The organism is Wolbachia endosymbiont (group A) of Gymnosoma rotundatum, from assembly GCF_947250765.1.
Taxonomy (GTDB): Bacteria; Pseudomonadota; Alphaproteobacteria; order Rickettsiales; family Anaplasmataceae; genus Wolbachia; species Wolbachia pipientis.
In genome coordinates this window covers 245,321-263,297 of sequence record NZ_OX366347.1, presented here as the reverse complement: position 1 = coordinate 263,297, position 17,977 = coordinate 245,321, and the positions used below count along the sequence as shown (strand labels likewise).

At 35.6% G+C, this 17,977-nt stretch carries 20 protein-coding genes; 7 read left to right on the top strand and 13 right to left on the bottom strand.

The features are described from left to right. Positions 1-1,272: a beta-ketoacyl-ACP synthase II gene (fabF, locus tag OOK97_RS01315; protein ID WP_077188419.1), complete on the bottom strand. Its 1,272-nt coding sequence runs from the start codon at positions 1,270-1,272 to the stop codon at positions 1-3. Between the two features lie 13 nt (positions 1,273-1,285). Then, on the bottom strand, positions 1,286-1,546 hold the full coding sequence (acpP, locus tag OOK97_RS01310) for an acyl carrier protein (RefSeq protein WP_006279836.1): 261 nt from the start codon (positions 1,544-1,546) through the stop codon (positions 1,286-1,288). Between the two features lie 145 nt (positions 1,547-1,691). On the opposite strand from acpP, the gene OOK97_RS07505 reads away from it, so the two are divergent. Then, the gene (locus tag OOK97_RS07505) at positions 1,692-2,699 is read left to right on the top strand and encodes a polyprenyl synthetase family protein (protein WP_264705443.1); all 1,008 of its coding nucleotides are present in this window, start codon (positions 1,692-1,694) and stop codon (positions 2,697-2,699) included. After that, positions 2,692-3,633: an FKBP-type peptidyl-prolyl cis-trans isomerase gene (locus OOK97_RS01300; protein WP_253303555.1), complete on the top strand. Its 942-nt coding sequence runs from the start codon at positions 2,692-2,694 to the stop codon at positions 3,631-3,633. Before OOK97_RS07505 ends, OOK97_RS01300 begins: the two co-directional genes overlap by 8 nt. Positions 3,634-3,701: 68 nt before the next feature. Here OOK97_RS01300 and hslU read toward each other — a convergent pair whose 3' ends face one another. Continuing rightward, positions 3,702-5,192, bottom strand: coding sequence for an ATP-dependent protease ATPase subunit HslU (gene hslU / locus OOK97_RS01295; RefSeq protein WP_264705442.1), 1,491 nt, complete (start codon positions 5,190-5,192; stop codon positions 3,702-3,704). A gap of 1 nt (position 5,193) precedes the next feature. Next, on the bottom strand, positions 5,194-5,748 hold the full coding sequence (gene hslV, locus OOK97_RS01290) for an ATP-dependent protease subunit HslV (protein WP_182321246.1): 555 nt from the start codon (positions 5,746-5,748) through the stop codon (positions 5,194-5,196). A gap of 115 nt (positions 5,749-5,863) precedes the next feature. Here hslV and gshA point away from each other — a divergent pair, with 115 nt between their 5' ends. Next, complete coding sequence (gene gshA, locus OOK97_RS01285) at positions 5,864-7,024, top strand: glutamate--cysteine ligase (RefSeq protein WP_264705441.1); 1,161 nt, start codon at positions 5,864-5,866, stop codon at positions 7,022-7,024. 3 nt (positions 7,025-7,027) lie between these two features. On the opposite strand, the gene OOK97_RS01280 is transcribed toward gshA, so the two are convergent. From OOK97_RS01280 to OOK97_RS01265, 4 genes are all read right to left on the bottom strand, one after another. Next, positions 7,028-7,834 carry a hypothetical protein gene (locus OOK97_RS01280; RefSeq protein ID WP_264705440.1) on the bottom strand — a complete coding sequence of 269 codons (807 nt, stop codon included), beginning with the start codon at positions 7,832-7,834 and terminating at the stop codon, positions 7,028-7,030. Positions 7,835-7,904: 70 nt separating this feature from the next. Next, positions 7,905-8,852, bottom strand: a complete 948-nt coding sequence (gene hemH / locus OOK97_RS01275) for a ferrochelatase (RefSeq protein WP_264705439.1) — start codon at positions 8,850-8,852, stop codon at positions 7,905-7,907. A gap of 7 nt (positions 8,853-8,859) precedes the next feature. After that, positions 8,860-9,639 (bottom strand): hypothetical protein, encoded by a 780-nt coding sequence (locus tag OOK97_RS01270; RefSeq protein ID WP_264705438.1) that lies wholly within the window; start codon positions 9,637-9,639, stop codon positions 8,860-8,862. Between the two features lie 83 nt (positions 9,640-9,722). After that, a complete protein-coding gene (locus tag OOK97_RS01265; RefSeq protein WP_264705004.1) occupies positions 9,723-11,069 on the bottom strand; it encodes an IS110 family RNA-guided transposase in 1,347 nt (448 codons plus the stop codon). A gap of 301 nt (positions 11,070-11,370) precedes the next feature. Between OOK97_RS01265 and ndk the strand changes: the two genes are divergently transcribed. Next, complete coding sequence (ndk, locus tag OOK97_RS01260) at positions 11,371-11,790, top strand: nucleoside-diphosphate kinase (protein WP_264705437.1); 420 nt, start codon at positions 11,371-11,373, stop codon at positions 11,788-11,790. 484 nt (positions 11,791-12,274) lie between these two features. Here ndk and OOK97_RS01255 read toward each other — a convergent pair whose 3' ends face one another. Continuing rightward, positions 12,275-12,454: a hypothetical protein gene (locus tag OOK97_RS01255; protein WP_264705436.1), complete on the bottom strand. Its 180-nt coding sequence runs from the start codon at positions 12,452-12,454 to the stop codon at positions 12,275-12,277. A gap of 21 nt (positions 12,455-12,475) precedes the next feature. After that, complete coding sequence (locus OOK97_RS01250) at positions 12,476-12,628, bottom strand: hypothetical protein (RefSeq protein WP_156517965.1); 153 nt, start codon at positions 12,626-12,628, stop codon at positions 12,476-12,478. A 221-nt stretch (positions 12,629-12,849) separates the two neighbouring features. Between OOK97_RS01250 and recR the strand changes: the two genes are divergently transcribed. Together recR and OOK97_RS01240 are read left to right on the top strand one after the other, a co-directional pair. Further along, entirely contained in the window at positions 12,850-13,455 is a 606-nt protein-coding gene (gene recR / locus OOK97_RS01245) for a recombination mediator RecR (RefSeq protein ID WP_264705435.1), read from the top strand. 3 nt (positions 13,456-13,458) lie between these two features. Continuing rightward, complete coding sequence (locus OOK97_RS01240; protein WP_264705434.1) at positions 13,459-14,679, top strand: KAP family P-loop NTPase fold protein; 1,221 nt, start codon at positions 13,459-13,461, stop codon at positions 14,677-14,679. A 45-nt stretch (positions 14,680-14,724) separates the two neighbouring features. Here the strand turns inward: OOK97_RS01240 and OOK97_RS01235 are convergent, their stop codons facing one another. Next, positions 14,725-15,549, bottom strand: coding sequence for a hypothetical protein (locus OOK97_RS01235; protein ID WP_264705433.1), 825 nt, complete (start codon positions 15,547-15,549; stop codon positions 14,725-14,727). A gap of 69 nt (positions 15,550-15,618) precedes the next feature. After that, complete coding sequence (locus OOK97_RS01230) at positions 15,619-16,902, bottom strand: pyruvate dehydrogenase complex dihydrolipoamide acetyltransferase (protein ID WP_264705690.1); 1,284 nt, start codon at positions 16,900-16,902, stop codon at positions 15,619-15,621. A 70-nt stretch (positions 16,903-16,972) separates the two neighbouring features. On the opposite strand from OOK97_RS01230, the gene OOK97_RS01225 reads away from it, so the two are divergent. Beyond that, positions 16,973-17,464 carry an SH3 domain-containing protein gene (locus OOK97_RS01225; RefSeq protein ID WP_007551030.1) on the top strand — a complete coding sequence of 164 codons (492 nt, stop codon included), beginning with the start codon at positions 16,973-16,975 and terminating at the stop codon, positions 17,462-17,464. On the opposite strand, the gene OOK97_RS01220 is transcribed toward OOK97_RS01225, so the two are convergent. Beyond that, positions 17,461-17,946: a WBM0748 family T4SS-associated protein gene (locus OOK97_RS01220; RefSeq protein ID WP_264705431.1), complete on the bottom strand. Its 486-nt coding sequence runs from the start codon at positions 17,944-17,946 to the stop codon at positions 17,461-17,463. The two genes, OOK97_RS01225 and OOK97_RS01220, sit on opposite strands and share 4 nt — an antisense overlap. Between the last annotated feature and the right edge of the window lie 31 nt (positions 17,947-17,977).

Here is a 17,977-nt window from a genome sequence, read left to right as displayed (position 1 = left end):
CTAAACTTGTCCAAATATGAGCGATGCATTAGTGCCACCAAAACCAAACGAATTAGAAAGTGCATATTGAATTTTATGCTCCTGAGCTTTAAACGGTACAAAATTTAAATCACATCCTTCTGAAGGCTTGTGTAAATTTAAGGTTGGCGGAATAATTCCATTATTTAACGCAAGAATACTGAATATTGCTTCAACGCTCCCTGCAGCACCAAGTAAATGTCCTATAGAAGATTTAGTTGAAGAAACAGGTATTTTATAAACGTAGTCACCGAATAACTGTTTCATTGCTATTACTTCAATTTTATCTCCAAGTGGCGTTGAAGTTCCATGTGCATTGATATACCCTACTTGATTGGGATTAATTTGCGCGCTCTTTAAAGCAAGCTGCATTGCCTTAAATGCGCCTCTTCCTTCTGGATGTGGTGCTGTAATGTGGTGCGCATCTCCTGTGAGTCCGTACCCAACCAGTTCAGCATGTATTTTTGCCCCCCTTTTTTTTGCATGTTCGTATTCTTCCAACACCAATATACCTGCTCCTTCACCCATAACAAAACCATCGCGTTCTGCATCCCATGGTCTTGAAGCTTCTTTGGGTTTATCATTGAATTTAGTTGATAACGCTTTCATAGATGCAAAACCTGCAATTCCAACTCTACACAGTGCACTTTCTGCTCCACCTGCAATCATAACATCTGCTTCACCAAGTTTTATAGTTCTTGCTGAGTTTATGATTGCATGCGCACCTGTTGCACATGCGGTTACTGCTGAATCGTTTGGACCTGTAAATTCGTATTTAATAGAAATATGGCCAGATATCAAATTTATTAGACTTGCAGGGACAAAAAATGGACTGACACGTCTGGGCCCTTTTTCCTGCATGGTAATAACATTTTCCTGAATTGACGGAAGACCACCTATACCAGAGCCAATAGTCACACCAACACGTTCCCGATTGATATTTTGGCTTTCCAAAATTAATGAATCATCTACTGCCTGAATAGCTGCTGCAATACCGTAATGGATAAAACGATCTGTCCTTTTTGAGTCTTTCTCAGAAATATAATCTAGTGGATTGAAATGGTGCTCAATGTTGTCTGATTGCAACGGCACCTGCCCTGCAATTTTGCAAGCAAGATCAGAAGAGTCAAATCTATCCGTATTGATTGCTTTTATGCCAGACTCACTTTTTATTAGCCTTGACCAAGTGTTGTCAACATCTGCCGCTAGTGGAGTGATTAAACCAACACCAGTGACTACTACTCTTCTGCTCATTTAACACTAACTATTAGCCTTTTTTATTATTAATGTACTCAACTATTTGCTCCATAGTTTCCATTTTTTGTGCGTCTTCATCTGGAATTTCTATTCCAAACTCTTCTTCTGCTGCCATGATGATTTCAACTGCATCTAAGCTGTCTGTACCATGCTCCGAAAGCTTTGAAGAGCTGTTGAATTTCTCTACATCCTTACTAATATGCTCTAGTATAATCTTTTTCACTTTTTCTTCTATGTCTTCTCTAGTGCTCTTTGCTAGTTCGCTATTCACATTTCTTACCAAAAAAATAACCTATTCTTTGATGTTATAAAAAATTTTTATGTTTGCAATATCTTTTATAACTGGTAAACTACAGTAAAGTTTTCTACTGCCCTAGCTGGCTAGCGTTACGTGCTAAACAATTAACAATTCAAAAATGCTAGACGAAACAACAAAAAATTTGCTTATTGTAGAAGTAAATAAACTCTTACCCGAAAATAGCGAGAATAAGCTTATATCAGCTATGCGTTATATACTCCTTGCTCCTGCAAAACATATACGCTCCTTTTTAGTCGTAGCTTCATCGCGAGTGTTTAACGCGGAAGCTAAAAAAGTAATATCAGTTGCTGCAGCAATTGAATTTGTTCATGCTTACTCTCTAATTCACGATGATTTACCGTGCATGGACAACAGTGATACTCGCAGAAGCCAGCTAAGCTGCCATAAAAAATTTGATGAAGCAACAGCAGTGCTTGCCGGAGATGCACTACTTACTCTGGCTTTTGAGGTATTATCTTCGTTAAATGAGAAACGCTGTGAGATCATAAAAGTTCTTTCTCAGGCAATAGGAATTAGGGGAATGGTGGGAGGACAGGCTTTAGATATTAACAGTGAGCATATAGATTTTAGCCCCCAACCCTCTGTCATTCAAGTAGCGGACACTGGGATCCAGAAGGCTTTGCCTACAAGCATTTCGTGCAAAAAGCCATGCGATAGTGGAGCTGAACATGAAATGGATTCCAGTGTCAGCTACTTGCATGACACCCTTTCTACCTTAAAACTACAACATTCGTACGGCTGTATGTATGACGCTGGAATGACGTCGGGCCAAGCTGATAAAATAAAAGAAATTCATTTGATGAAAACCGCAAAACTATTTGCAGCTTCATGTGAAATAGGTGCTATAATAGGGGATGCTACAGACAAGCAACGTAAAGCGTTATATAACTATGGAATAAATCTAGGGCTTATCTTTCAAGCTAAGGATGATATTGAAGACTACGAACAAGATAAAACAAATAACCTAATGTCTGTGCTTGGTAAAAGTGAAGTAGAGGACTATATAGACGGCCTCTTTAAACAAGGCTTGGATAATTTGAGTGCGCTTTCAGGGGATACTAATTATTTATATGATTTATTGAATCAAGTAAAGAAAGATGGTTAGAAAAATTATATTACAAATGCTTATTTCCGTAGTAACGATTCTCACTTTAACTTCTACTTTTGTGTTTACTATTGTCTATATAAACAAAGGTAAACCGGAAAAAAAGGACAAGCTTTATGAGATAAATGCCACGCATGGTGGTTTGATACAGACGATAGCATATTACCTAGTGAAGCCAATACTTGAATCAGCACTTGACCGCTATATTGAAAAGCATGGGCTGACAGAATATTTAGAAGAAATGACGCAGCAAAAAGAAGAAGATTCAATAAATTTTTATGAAATTACTGAAGGCAGTGGCAGCAAGGCTTTTTGTGGCCTGGAAGTCCTATTGCAAATATATAAAATTTCTAATAATAACTTAGCAACACTCCCTAGCAAAGTTTCTGATGTTACTTTGAAAATAGGTCAAGATAACCTAAAAGAAGTGAGTTTAGGGGTAATAGGTATGAAAGAAGGCGGAGAGCGTGTAGTTACTATTGCCAATGATAACAAAATGAATTTTAATTCTTATTACGTCAAACTGATCGAAATAAAGGATAAATATCCCGACTCAGTAAATAATCTGATGGTTTTTAATGACTTAATTAACAAGACTGGAAAACAAGTAAGGTGCGGTGATGAGATATCGGTTAAATATAGCGTAAAGGAGCATAATGGAGAATATATAGCCAAAGATCAAACAGTGCAATTTAGGGTTGGCGATAAAAAAATACCACTTGCTATAGAGCTTGGAGTTGTGGGAATGAGAGCTGGTAATAAAAGAACTATTCTTTCTCCGCCTGACCTTTTGACTATTACTGACGATATGTTAATAAAAGACATAGATTATGATGAAGAAAATATCTCAATAATTGACTTAAGCTTAGATGTTAAGCAAGAGGTCGCAGCACACCATTCTACTGTTGAAAAACAGCCTAAAGAATATAGCTGAAATTTTAGGTCTACTGGCTGACCTTCTGAACACTTTCTATACTACTTAAAGTAGGCTTTTCGTTTTTCCTAAAGTATAAACTTAGATAAATCAAGCTGCTTCGAAATTGACTCAAGTTTATCTTTTACATACTTGCTGTCTATAATGAATTTTTCGCTATTTTTCTCAGAAGCAATGAAACTTATCTCATCTAAAAGCTTCTCCATAACAGTGTGAAGCCTTCTTGCACCTATATTTTCCACTTGCCTATTAACTGTAAACGCTATTTCAGCTATGGTTTTTATACCATCATCAGTGAACTCAAGTGTCACATTTTCTGTTTTCATTAAAGCTATGTACTGCTTTAACAAACTAGATTCTGGTTCCTTTAATATTCTTATTAAATCTTCTTGAGTAAGTGCCTTAAGTTCTACCCTGATCGGTAATCTGCCCTGCAATTCCGGTAAGAGGTCAGATGGTTTAGACTGATGAAAAGCACCAGATGCAATAAATAATATATAGTCTGTTTTTACATGGCCATACTTAGTTGTAACAGTTGTTCCTTCAAGTAATGGTAACAGATCGCGTTGCACTCCTTCTCTGTTTACTTCACCTTTTACTTCTGTACGCGCTGCAATTTTGTCTATTTCATCCAAAAATACTATACCGTCATTACTAACAAGATCAATAGCTTCTTTGATTATCTTATCTTCATCCATTAGCCCTTCACTTTCTTCATTAATTAATATTTCACGCGCTTCTTTTACCTTCACCGTAATAGTTTTTGTTTTTTTGCTCCCGTTAAACATCTTGCCCATTATTTCTGTTACATTCATCACACCAACTTGCCCACCTGGCATACCTGGTATATCGAAAGTAGGTAACATACTCTTGCTCTCTCTGACGTTAATAGAAACTTCTCCGTCCTCAAACTCTTTATTCCTCAACCTTTCTCTAAAAATTTTTTTACTCTCTTCGGTTGCATTTTCGCCTACCATAGAGTTTACTATTGTTTTCTCAGCTAAAATTAAAGCCTTTTTAGCTAAGGCTTTACGGGCTTTCTCTTTAACTAAAACTATTGCTGCATCAACTAAATCGCGTATTATCGAATCAACGTCACGTCCAACGTACCCTATTTCAGTAAACTTCGTTGCCTCAATTTTTATGAACGGTGCACCGGCAAGTTTTGCTAAGCGACGAGCTATTTCAGTTTTACCAACCCCTGTATGACCGATCATCAATATATTCTTAGGTATGATTTCATCACGCAATGGAAATGGAACCTGATTGCGACGCCAACGATTTCTGAGCGCAATAGCAACAGCACGCTTTGCATCATCCTGTCCGATTATGAATCTGTCCAATTCTTTAACTATCTTCTGTGGTGGCAGGTCATCTAACAAAACTTGAGTGCTGTCATTAACTTGAACATCGCTGTCATTTGAATCAAAACCACTCTTAGTATCTTTATAGAGGTTATCTTTTTCATCGTAGGTGTCACTACTACAAGACCGCCCTTCTGAAAGGGTTATGGGCTGATTGGAAAAATTGGTGCATAAAGTTTTTTGCTTGGAAGACATATCACTCCTCTATCTTTTCAATAACTACATTATGATTTGTATAAACACATATATCGGCAGCTACCTTCATAGCCTTTTTCGCAATTTCCTCTATTGATATTCCTTTAATATCAATTAAAGCTCTTGCTGCAGATAGAGCAAAATTTCCCCCAGAGCCAATAGCGGCGATTCCATCTTCAGGTTCAAGAACATCACCTGTTCCCGTAATTACTAATGAAATAGATTTATCTGCAACGATCATCATAGCCTCTAATTTCCTCAGATATTTATCCATTCTCCAGTCTTTTGCAAGTTCAACACATGCTCTCATTAATTGCCCTGGGTGCTTATCAAGTTTAGATTCTAGTCTTTCAAAGAGAGTAAATGCATCAGCTGTTGCTCCAGCAAACCCAGCAATTACAGAATCACCAGAAAGACGCCTAACTTTTTTTGCTCCGGATTTTATAACAGTGTGGCCCAGTGAAACTTGTCCGTCACCTATTACTACTACACTTTTATCTTTTCTAATTGACAGTATAGTAGTGCCATACATTTTACTGTTGTCGTGTTGAATCATTTTTCTATCACTTTAAATAAGAATCCCATTATACTTTAATCTTTAGTCAAATTTGCTAAATATGTTTAATTATAGCTTATAATATAATACCTTCCTTATAACATTTAAAGTGTAGATGCAAAACATAATTCACCCAGATTTGGAAAAAAGTATAAATAATTGGTTTGAGGCAAAATTTAACGGCCTTACATTGCCATTTTATAGCTCTATAGATCTTAGAAACTCCAGCTACAAAATTGCCCCAGTGGACGCTAATTTATTTCCTGCGGGGTTCAATAACTTAAGTGAAGAATCAAGAACGATGGCAGCAAGATTGATAGAAAGCTACTTTAAAAGACATCAATACAAAAAGGTTCTTATAATACCGGAAAATTATACACGAAATAAAATGTATATAGAAAACGTATTTGCTATAGAGAAAATACTGCAACTGGCTGGTTTTGAAACTAAGATTGGCCTCTTTCATAATGAAACGTACAATTTAATAGAACCGTATGAAGCTATTGTGAAGGAAACCTCTCTATTAAAGACAACTTCAGGATTTGTGCCTGATGTTATTATACTGAACCGTGATATGACGAACCACATTCCAGACACGCTAAAAGACGTAAAGCAAGATATAGTACCAAGCCCACTATACGGTTGGCATAGCAGGCAGAAATTTAAGTATTTTGAAATCTATCAAGAATTAGCGTCCGAGTTTTGTAGCGAATTTAAAATGGACCCATGGCTAATTTCTGTGCTTACAGAGAGCTGTGATGGAGTTGATTTTGATGATGATTCATCACTAGGAGCAGTAGCAACTAAAGTTGACCAAATATTATCTCTAGTGCAAAAAAAATATGAGGAATATGAAATAAAAACACAACCTTACGTTTTTATCAAAGCAAGCAATGGCACATATGGGATGGGCATTATAACAGCAACAAGTGGAGAGGAAATATTAAACCTCAATAAAAAAAAGCGTCATAAAATGAAAAAGATAAAAGAAGGAATAGCAATCGATAGTGTTATTATACAAGAAGGTGTACCAACCATTGACGTATTTAAAAGCAGTTCTGCAGAACCGCTAATATACTATATAGGAGATACTCCAACATGTTACTTATACCGATGTAATAGCAGGAAAGATGTATATTCCAGCTTAAACTCCATTGACTGCGAATTTTATGACGTTAGCAAAATAGTGGAAGAGAAACCTCTAGCACTTTGGAATATAGTTAGTAAATTAGCAGTGTTAGCATTAGCGGTAGAAATAAGGTCTTTTCACCTCTAACCCTTACATTCCCACAACGTCGCCATTGGGGAGACCATTACCATCATAATCGTGCCTAATATGATTAGCGCCATCAAGTTCAGTGGAAGGATCATCATTGATAGGTTGATTAAACAGTTTATCAAACTGAACTACCAAGAATACTGCACTATATATTATGCTGACTGTTACGCTTAAGTTGAAATTATAGATTATACCATTACCTAAGTTTATTGGTATAGTTGGAGTCTCTATCCTTCTTAATATGAAGTTTAATAAACCTAACGACAAAGTTAATGTGCTGATAATGAGGTCCTTCTTACACTCAGCAGACTTTTCAGGATCCTTATTATCTAGGTATTTTCTCCATGAATAATAGTAACTTATAGGTTCCGAAATAAACAGAAATAGGATCGTTGATGTTAAGCTAACATAACTTATTACATCTGCATTACCTCTAGCCAAAAAATGTATGACTTTCAGCATCATCAACGCTTCTATGGTGCTATTTGTAAGACTAGCCGATTTACCCAAAATTTTTGCTAATTCTTTTTTACCTTTAGGGTCTTTATAATCTTTTACCAAATCCCGTAAGATAAATGCAGAATGGACAATGTATAGGGTAGATGTCGGAAATTTCACCCATCGGGCAACATTCTTTATAAAGGAGATATTGGATCTGTTATTGTCAATAAACTCACAGCAAAATTGCAGTGAAATCTTACACAATAGGGCTGTTAAACCTGTTGTGATGCAGATTACCTTCCTGAAATCATGATTATAAATATCATGCACCTTTTGTGCGGGCGTGTTGGATTCCTTTTTTAGCATGAAATAGTTAATAACTCCCTATTATTCTATCACATAAAATCCTAAAAGAAAAGCTCTATAAATCAGGACTTTAAGGGAGATTTATGCACAAATCGGCTAAGCATTTTATAAACAAAGAATCAGTACTGAGAGTTGGCACGCGAAAGTAATATCCATCCTTGATAATTGCTTTATATTCTATATCAAGTTCAACTAGAGTTTCTGAATGCTCAGAAACAAAAGATATAGGTGATAGAACTACAGGTACACCATCAGCTTTTGCGCGTAATAGCTCACTTTCAGTGCTTGGCTCTAGCCATTTTACAGGACCAATCTTACTCTGATAACATATTGACCAATCTAAGTTATTGATAGCTAACTTTTCTACTATTAACTCTACGCTTCTTTCTACCTGTGAAGCGTAAGGGTCGCCCTTTTTAATGATACTAAGAGGTAAGCTATGGGCTGAAAATAGGACTCTTGGTTTACCGATTTTGCTAGCCAATTTATAGTACTTAGCTATCAGATTAGCGTGAGCTTCAATAAAATCTTGGTTATCATAATAACGGTGAATCATTTTTGTATTGCATTTTAGGCCATACCGTTTAGCATTTTTTTGCCAATTCTCGATGGATGACAGAGTTGTGGTAGTTGAATATTGTGGATACAGTGGCAACAGAATTACTTCGTCAGGATCAAATTGTTTTACACTTTTAACAACTTCGTCGGCAAAAGGGTGCCAGTAGCGCATGCAGATGAATACCTTATATACATGGTTTCTATCTTCATTTAATTTTAGTTCTAAAGCACTAACTTGTGCTTTCGTATTATCCAAAATCGGCGATTTGCCTCCGATTTGCTCATATATTTCTCGTGCAGTATTTTCTCGTTTTGCAGATATAAACTTTGCTAAAAGAAACCGAAAGGGATTCAGTAAATTGATTATTCTCCTGTCATAAAAAAGATTGAATAAAAAAGGACGAACCGCATTCAATGAATTAGGTCCGCCAAGGTTAAATAAGATAACTGCCTTTTTCACCTACACACTACTTACAACAAGTTACTTTTGGGGTGCCTATAAGTTCATCTACATATTCATCAAGTATAGATATAGGCACTAAATTTCTCACACTAGCATACAATAAATGAACTGATCTCTGCAGGTTACTCTTGGTGGATGTGAAGCTCCAATCGAAAAATGTATCAACAAAAAGACTTGGCGCTACTTCAAGAAGTTCAATAGCAGCTAAAGATAGCATGATACAACTTTGCAGGACCTTCAAAAGAACCTTTAGAGGGAAAAATAAAACTTTAACGAAAAGAGAGGTGCTACTTGTTTCATCCAGTGGTCGCCCTGAGTTGGGTGAATTATACTCGATGTGTTTTCTATTTCGATTAAAAATAGGAAATTTTATAGTATCTTTCTTAAATTCCTTATTCACTGTTTCTTTTGGGCAACCTGTTTGTTTTTCTAATAATTTTTCACGTAGATTAAAAGTTCTGACAATAAAACATGTGGCAATCATTAAAGCAGCGCATACGAGTGCACATTGTAGAAGACCAGTGAATGTAAGGCAAACAAGCGGTACTATGACAGCCATTTCAAGAAACGGAATAGTATTCCTTTTCATTGCAAAGGCAGCACCTTTTTTTAATTCTGTATTATGATGTGAGCTATATTCCAAATAGCTTAAAAATGCCAAATTAAAAGTCAAAAATCCTTTTGTTCCACAAAAAATTGATGACTTCAAGTTATTGACCAATTTTTTAGCAGTAGATTCAGCTTGTTTTTCAGTGATAGGCTCAGTTTTTTTAGGACAACCCATATAATACCTCCTTGATGGTTTACCCTTGACTATAAATAAAAAACCTCTTTGATGAAACAAAAATTTGCAATAGAATGAATCTCCTAAGAAACTCCCTCAATTAGCTCTTCCTGTTGCACCAAGATATAACCAAAAACCCGTGCCTTTTTGATCAAATTTTTCACGACTCTCTCTTTGTAACGTGTTTCGTAATAGTTCATTCCTTTTTCCACATACTCTTGTCCGTATCTCAACATTTGATAGAAGATACACGCTAATTTCCTTGCTGTAGCAGTAATTGCTTTTGGGGATCCCAGTTGCTTTTTTAATCTTCTATAATATGCACCCAATGCACTCTTACTTTTTCCCACGGCATAAGCAGCCATTCGAAATGCATTCGCAGCACGATTGATAACCTCACGAGTTCTTGTCCTAAATACTTTTTCCCCTGTAATCTTATTAGCAGGACTTAGCCCCAACCATGAAGTAAAATGCTTTTCTGATTGCCATTTACTGTAGTTAATACCAACTTCCGAAATAATAGCTTGTACAGTTAGTACATCAAATCCAGGAATTTTAGTAAAATCTATACCGGTTACTCGATACAATTCTTCACGCAAGGCAAAGTTTAGCTTATCTTTTCGATACTTACTTCTTTCCTTGCTTAACTCTCTACTCTCGTCAGATTTTGCTTCAAATGTCTTATAGTGGTTTTCAATATTTTTGTCACACTCTGCTATTTTTTCCTGATAAACATTGTATAGTTCAAATTCCTGCTGTAATGCAAATAAATGTTCCTCTCTGTAGTCACCTGTTAGTGCTTTGGCAATAGCCGATTTATCACTCTTTATTCGCACATCCCTTAATTCAGCTAATTTATTAGGATTTCTTTCACCTTCGATTATAGCCTTAATAATTTGCATTCCAGTGACACCTGTTATATGGCTTATTACTTTATGTAACTGAATATTCATTTGTACTAACGCCTTTTGCATCCTATTAATGTGTGTAGTCGCACTTTCTGTAAGATTTTTACGTTGCCGAACATAACTACGCAATATGCACATTTGATCATCTGGCCTAAACGATCCTTGGATTAACCCATAACTGTGTAGTTGTTGTAGCCATTGGCAATCCTGGACGTCTGATTTTCTCCCAGGTACATTTTTTACATGCCTTGCATTTGCCAGTTTTACTTCGAATCCATACGATTCAAGTACTTGGAACAAAGGAATCCAATATACTCCTGTTGACTCCATAGCTACTGTAGTAACTTTACACTTCTTTAACCACTTTGCTATATTGTGAAGATCTTCTGTGAAGCAGCTAAACTTTTGTACACGTTGTTCATCTCTTTCTTCAGGTATACATACATAATGCACAGATGAACCGATATCTATTCCTGCTGCGTTAGGATTCATTATCTCTAATTTACTTTTTGCTTTTTTCATGGTAGCTCCTATAATTTATAATAACGAAGCGCTTCAGCTTGGGAATGGTTAAGATTATACAATCTCCTAAACGAGGTAGTCATAAAATATGGCTCCATCAATGGTTCGAACGTTCCTCCCAAAACCATGCTATAAAACGGGCACTTATGGCACCAGTGAAACATTCGGTTATAACTGCAAAAGCACCTCCTGTACAATTGTACTTAAAAACTACTAAAACTTAAATTGGAGAGTTTCTTCCTGGTTTGACAGATTTTTCTGTTCGGTGCTATAAATATACAATCTTATATAGGGAAATAATATGGCAATTGAGAAGACACTTTCAATTTTAAAACCTGATGCAGTAAAAAATGATATTACAGGCAAGATAAATTCATATATTGAAAGCTCTGGGCTGAAGATTATAGCACAAAAAATGATGTTACTGACAAAAAAACAAGCAGAGCTATTTTATGAAATTCATAAAGATAGACCTTTTTTTGGGGAGTTAGTGGAATTTATGACTTCTGGTCCTGTGATAGTTCAAGTTTTAGTTGGTGAAAATGCAGTAAGTAAATACAGACAAATCATGGGAGCTACCAATCCAAAGCAGGCAGATAAAGGCACAATCAGGGGTGATTTTGCTGATGATATTAGTGAAAATAGAGTTCACGGCTCAGATAGTCTAGAAAATGCTCGTAAGGAGATAGCTTTCTTTTTTGCTGAATGTGAGTTGGTGTAGTCAACTCAGATTGGCGTCATCCAAGTAGCTGACAACATAGAAACGAAAAAACTTCCTTGACAAACCTCGCCAGCTCCCTTATCATGAAACTGAAGCTATTGTATTTGCTTTCGCCAATCTGCAGATTAAAAGGTAAGGATTACTTAATGTATCGGCGTCTTATGTTCAATTTTTTGCAGTATATAGATACTGTATGTCTTTACAAAACTTCATCTACATCTAGGTTTTTATCTAAATAAGCTGAACGCGCTTATAAAGCGTTACAAGACATCAAAAAATGCCAATACTCGACAGAGATAGTAAAAGACTAGCTAACTCGGGGATTCTTTGTCTTTTTTTCTGCTTAGTAAATTTCTTAAACATTTGCAGCGCAAGTTAGTTGCAATTAAAAGCGGCTGAATCTCGCTTGTCAAGCGTTTAAAACATAAAAAACGCCAATATTTTAAAGCGGATAATAACCCCAGGGCTTCTTTTGCCTTTTTTTTCATTTGGTAAATTTCTTAATGTTTATGGCTAAACGACAACCGTCATCCCGCTGCTTGTTAGCGGCTGAGATACCGCGAATGAATCGCGGTATGACGTAGATTGCTGTCATTCCAGTGCTCCTTTTTTTGTCATCCCAGTGTCTGGGCACTGGGATGACAGCTAGCCTGACAACCGTCATCCCGCTACTTGTTAGCGGGATCTAGAGATACCGCGAATGAATCGCGGTATGACGTAGGACTGCTGTCATTCCAGTCTGGAATCTAGTTCTTATTGTACATTTACTTGGTAGAGTTAAATTTCCTGGATCCAAGTAGTCGGCTACTCGGATGACAGGAGAAGGTACTGCCGTCATAAAGGAACCAGTGTCAGCTGATCGGATGATACCTTTTTCTACTTAGTTTGGGTTATGCAAGAAGTTTATTATAATCAGGCTTTAAGTATGCGGAAGTAATTTTTTTCGTTAAAGTAAAAAATTTTTTCTATAGCTAATCAAAGTGGGATTAAGAGAAACTTACCACTTTCTTTACAAAGGGTTTGATGTTACCATTTGACTGCCTATTCTGAATTTATTGAATGAACGTTAACATAAAGAATCTAGTTCATGCTTTCTCTAAATTGCCAAGTTTAGGGCCATCATCATCACGCAGGTTAGTTATACATTTACTCCAAAACAAAGAAAAAGTTATGCTACCACTTGCATCTTTGATTAAAGAGCTAGCAGATCTTATAATAGAGTGTGAAGTTTGCGGAAATCTAGATACTAAGTCACCTTGTTCTATTTGTACTAACCCAAAACGTGACACTAAGTTACTGTGTGTAGTAGAAGAATTGGGTGATCTATGGGCGTTTGAAAAAGGAAATATATATTCAGGTTTATACCATGTTTTGGGTGGCAGATTGTCTGCGATAAATGGCATAGGTCCAAAAGAACTCAACCTTGATACTATTCTGAAAAGAGTGACAGAGTCTAAAATTGAAGAGATAATTATCGCAATTAATCCGACATTAGAGGGTCAAGTTACTGCACAATATATAATTGAATTGCTAAAAAATTTGGATGTGAAAATATCACATCTTGCTTGCGGCATACCAATGGGCGGAGAAATTGACTATCTTGATGAAGGAACGCTGAGGATAGCACTCACTTCAAGACAAGAATATGAGTTAAACATAAAATAAGACATGTGCTTAAAAAAACTTATATCGCTAATAACATTCAAAAAGAAAAAAATAGTGCCACCACTTAAAGTGGTGGCTTGGGAAAATGACCGTCTAAACTATAAGCAATTTACGAATAAGTTCAGCACTATAGTAAAAACAATTGATCAGTCTTTTACAATAATATCTTTGGAAGGATATAGTGGATGGGGCAAGACGTTTTTTTTGAAAGAATGGGTAAAAGAGTTAAAACAGCAAAATGAAATTGCAGCTTATTATAGTGCATGGGATATCAATGCATTGGACCAACCACTGCCTTCTTTTTTAAATTTCCTATTTGAAGATTTATTTGTATCGTATAAAGTAAAAAGAAGTGTTATACAACAGTTCAAGAACATAAACCAAGAGCTATTTTCTCTAAACACACTAGGAAAGCTGATCAGTAAATCTCCACTTGCTATGCTTTCAGTATTTCTTGATGCTGCAAAAGAGGCTGATAAAAAAGACATAGGTTTTGTCTTGAGTGAATTAAGTCTTCTCCAAAGAAGAAAAGAGAGTACTAGAGATTTTAAAACACAGTTAGCGGATGTGGTTAATAAAATCAGAAAAGACAAAAACATTTATATAATGGTGGATAATCTTGATGTGTGCCGTCCTAAATTCGTTGTCGATTTTTTGGAATCTATAAAGTATATGCTTGATGTGGAGGGGCTGGTTTTCATTATTTCTGTAAGTAAAGATAAGAGTAATGTACAAAGAGCAATCAGCACAATACTTGGACCAAATTTTGACCTAAAATCTTTTACTGATCTCTCTTTACATTTGCCAAAACAACCGATAGAAAAATTTACAAAAGAACTATTTGAAAATATTAAATTACCGAAAAAGTCAAAAAATTTGATTGTAGATAGTTTTATATTTTATGCAGAAAGCCTGTCACTATCGTTAAAAACAATAGAATACTGCGTAAAAAAAATAAAGCTGTGTCTTCTGAATCACACAAGAGAAGAATTACCTGATCCGAATTTGTTTTCATTTTTGGTAATACTGCAATCGATAAATATTGATATATATGAGGAATTAGGTTTTTCATATCAAAGAGCATTGGAAAAAATTGAAAATGAATATAAATCTTTAGTTCTAAATGGTCAAGAAGAATGGGAAAAACTTAAAACCTCTCTAGAAACTGCTTTTGCAGAGAGGGAGTCAAAAATTAACAAAGCTATAAAGGATATACTATTTTGAAAAGATACCCTACCTTTACATATACAAAGATAGGGTAACATTTGATTAACGCCCTTTTACTATGTCATTACCTTGTTCAAACTTTCTGATTAATTCGCTTACATTGACATTAGATAATTTTTTACCTGCAGATTTGTCATTATGTGAAGCATCAGGTTTATGAAGGTCTTCCTTACTGTTACTCCTAGTAATATTACATCTAACAATGTTTGAATTATTAGACTTATCGCTTACATCTGAAATATTGCTTTTTTCACTACATGAAGACGAATTACTCGACATATTGCCTAAGCTAAAGAGCTTTTTACCTTGATAGATTGGATTCCAATCAAGTGGATTATAAGTTTTTTTGCTAGTCTCAACCTTTTGGTTATTTTGCTGTTTAGGAGAAAAACCAAGTTTTTCTCTTTCTTTCTTGCTTAGCGTTTTGAGAAATTTTACGGTTTCTAATTCATCAGTTGCTTGTACTTTATGTAAATCAAAGCTTTTTTGATGGTTATCCTGCTTAACATTTTCCATCATTTTATCTTTTATTGTTCTATCCTCATCATCAGAAGTGCTGCTACTAATATCACTGATACCACTATCCCCTGAATTGCGGCGTTGTTTGTTAGGAGTGCTATGAATGTTGTCTTCCATGAGTTTTTGCATTGTTGGGCCAAATGTTCTTCCAAGATTGCTACTCACTGTTTTATTACTATCATTTGCTTGAGAATGAGGTACATTTCGCTCAAAAATTGCTTTTATTCCAGCAAATTTAGCTTGGGAAGATTTCGGAGGAACAGGTGGGGCAACCATGCCTTTTGAGTTAATCTTTCCTTCATTTTGAGGAAAAATTTTTGGATTATTTTTTTCTACTGTAGTATTCATTTTTTTACCTCTAAACCTATTAACTAATAAAAGTATAAACTTAGAGGTATTAATTTTGTAATAACAATGCTAATAGATTACCGCAGTTTCAATAAGCATCACCAGAGGATTCTCTATATAATGCTTAAAGGCATTTAAAAACTTTGCTCCGAGTGCCCCATCAACTGCTCTATGGTCAACAGAGAGCGTTACTGTCATTATTTCTGCTATTTCTATTTTCTCATTCATAACAATTGGTTGTTTTTTAGATGCACCAACTGCCATAATGCAAGATTGCGGCGGATTGATTATAGCACTGAAGGCTTTTATACCAAACATCCCTAAGTTGGAGATAGTAAACCCTCCTCCTTGAAACTCTTCAGGTTTCAATTTTCCAGATCTTGCTCTGCTTACTAAATCTTTCACTTCTTTTGATATAGATAAAATACCCTTTTTATCAGCATTTTTTACTATAGGAGTAATTAGCCCATCTTCAAGTGCCACAGCGATTGAAATATCTATATTTGAATATCTCAGTATTTTATTATCTATCCACGAAGAATTTATATCAGGAAATTTTTTCATGCTGAAAGCTGCAGCTTTTATGATTAGATCATTAATTGTTACTTTATTGTTTTCATCTGCTGAGTTAATCTCGTTTTTTAACGATATTAACTTATCAACCTGGCAATCTACAGTTAAATAAAAATGTGGAACATTCTGTTTTGATTCAGTCAGGCGCTGTGCTATCACTTGGCGCATGTTGCTTACTTCAACTATGGTATCTTTCTCAGGACTTTCAGTATGTATACCACTGCCTAAAAACTCCAACACATCAGCCTTAATTATGCGACCATATGGTCCTGTACCTTTTAATTGCTGCACATTAACCCCTTCATTTTGAGCTATTTTCTTAGCTAATGGGCTTATTTTTGTTCTACCTTCTGTTCCTTCCTCTTTTCTAGATCCCAGTGTCAAGCACTGGGATGACATTGAAGAGTTGGATGACATTGGAGGATTGATTGAGGAATTGGATGGCACTGAGGAATTGGTTTCAACTTCTTTCTTAGCTTCAATATTGGTAGCAGAAGCTGAAACATAGTTATCGAGTGCACTTTCATCTTCTCCATCTTCCAGCATTAAAGCTATCAGTTGATTTACAGGCACGCCACTTGTTCCTTCTGTTACTAAAATTTTTGCTAAAACTCCTTCATCTACAGATTCAAACTCCATTATGGCTTTATCAGTCTCTATCTCAGCAATTACGTCGCCTACTTTAACTTTATCTTGTTCTTTTTTATGCCACTTTACAATTTTTCCTCCAGTTTTGCTCATTGTCGGTGAAAGAGCAGGCATTAATATTTCTATAGGCATTAATTTTGCATTTAAAGATCTATTCAATTTTTAATTTACTCTTTATCTTATGTCAATCTAATCGTGAATTATGATGAATAAGTCTGTTACACTATCCCTCACGTTATCCCAGTGCGTGACACTGGGATCTTGGTTCAGTACTATTATCCTATTGTTTTTATTATTTAGCCATAGCTTGTTTGCTAACAACTTTGTTTCAACCAAATCAAATAAGATCAACATGAGAACGGGGCCAGGGTTTCACTATCCTGTAAAATGGATATACACTTGCAAAAATCTGCCCCTGAAAGTGATAGAAGAGTTTGAGAGTTGGAAAAAGGTCTGCGATATAGATGAAGACTGCGGATGGATAAAAGGCAATCTTCTTAGTGATAAGCGCTACGCGATTGTAAAAGAAGATACTTATGGATATCAAAAACAGAGTGTAGACAGCAAGATTACTATGAAAATAGACAAATTTGTTGTGATGAAGATAGAAAAATGCAACGAAGAATGGTGCTTTCTTTCCACCCCAAAACGCAAAGCATGGGTACAAAAAAAACATATATATGGGGTTGATTAGGTTGACAAAAGATCTGAATTAACACTAGTTTCTGGGCCTTCTGTAGCATGCTCTTCAGATGAAGCAGAGGGTTCTTGAGGCTCTGGAGACTGTACAGGGCTATCACAGAAACTCCTTAACATCTCCTCAGCGGATGAATCTAAAATTTGTACAATAGACTTTTCACTCTGCTCTTTTAGCGATTGATCCATTCTAGAAATCAACTCAGAAAACTCGCTACCTGATTTTTCAGCTTCATTTTTTATTTTACTTTCTATGCTTGCAATATTACCTTGATCAATTTCTTCTTTTGTTATGTTGAATGAATTTGCAATATCTTGATACTTGATCTTGCAATCACCACCGCCAGTTATACAAAGAGCAATAGAATCAGATATTTCACTTGCAGCCCAATTATGTATAGTGTAAGCCAAATAATTGTCATGGTATTTAATGCTAAATTGTTGTTCTATTAGCTCAGAAATTTTATTCTTTAGAGACATAAAGTACCCTCCTTACATTCGTTATACCTTT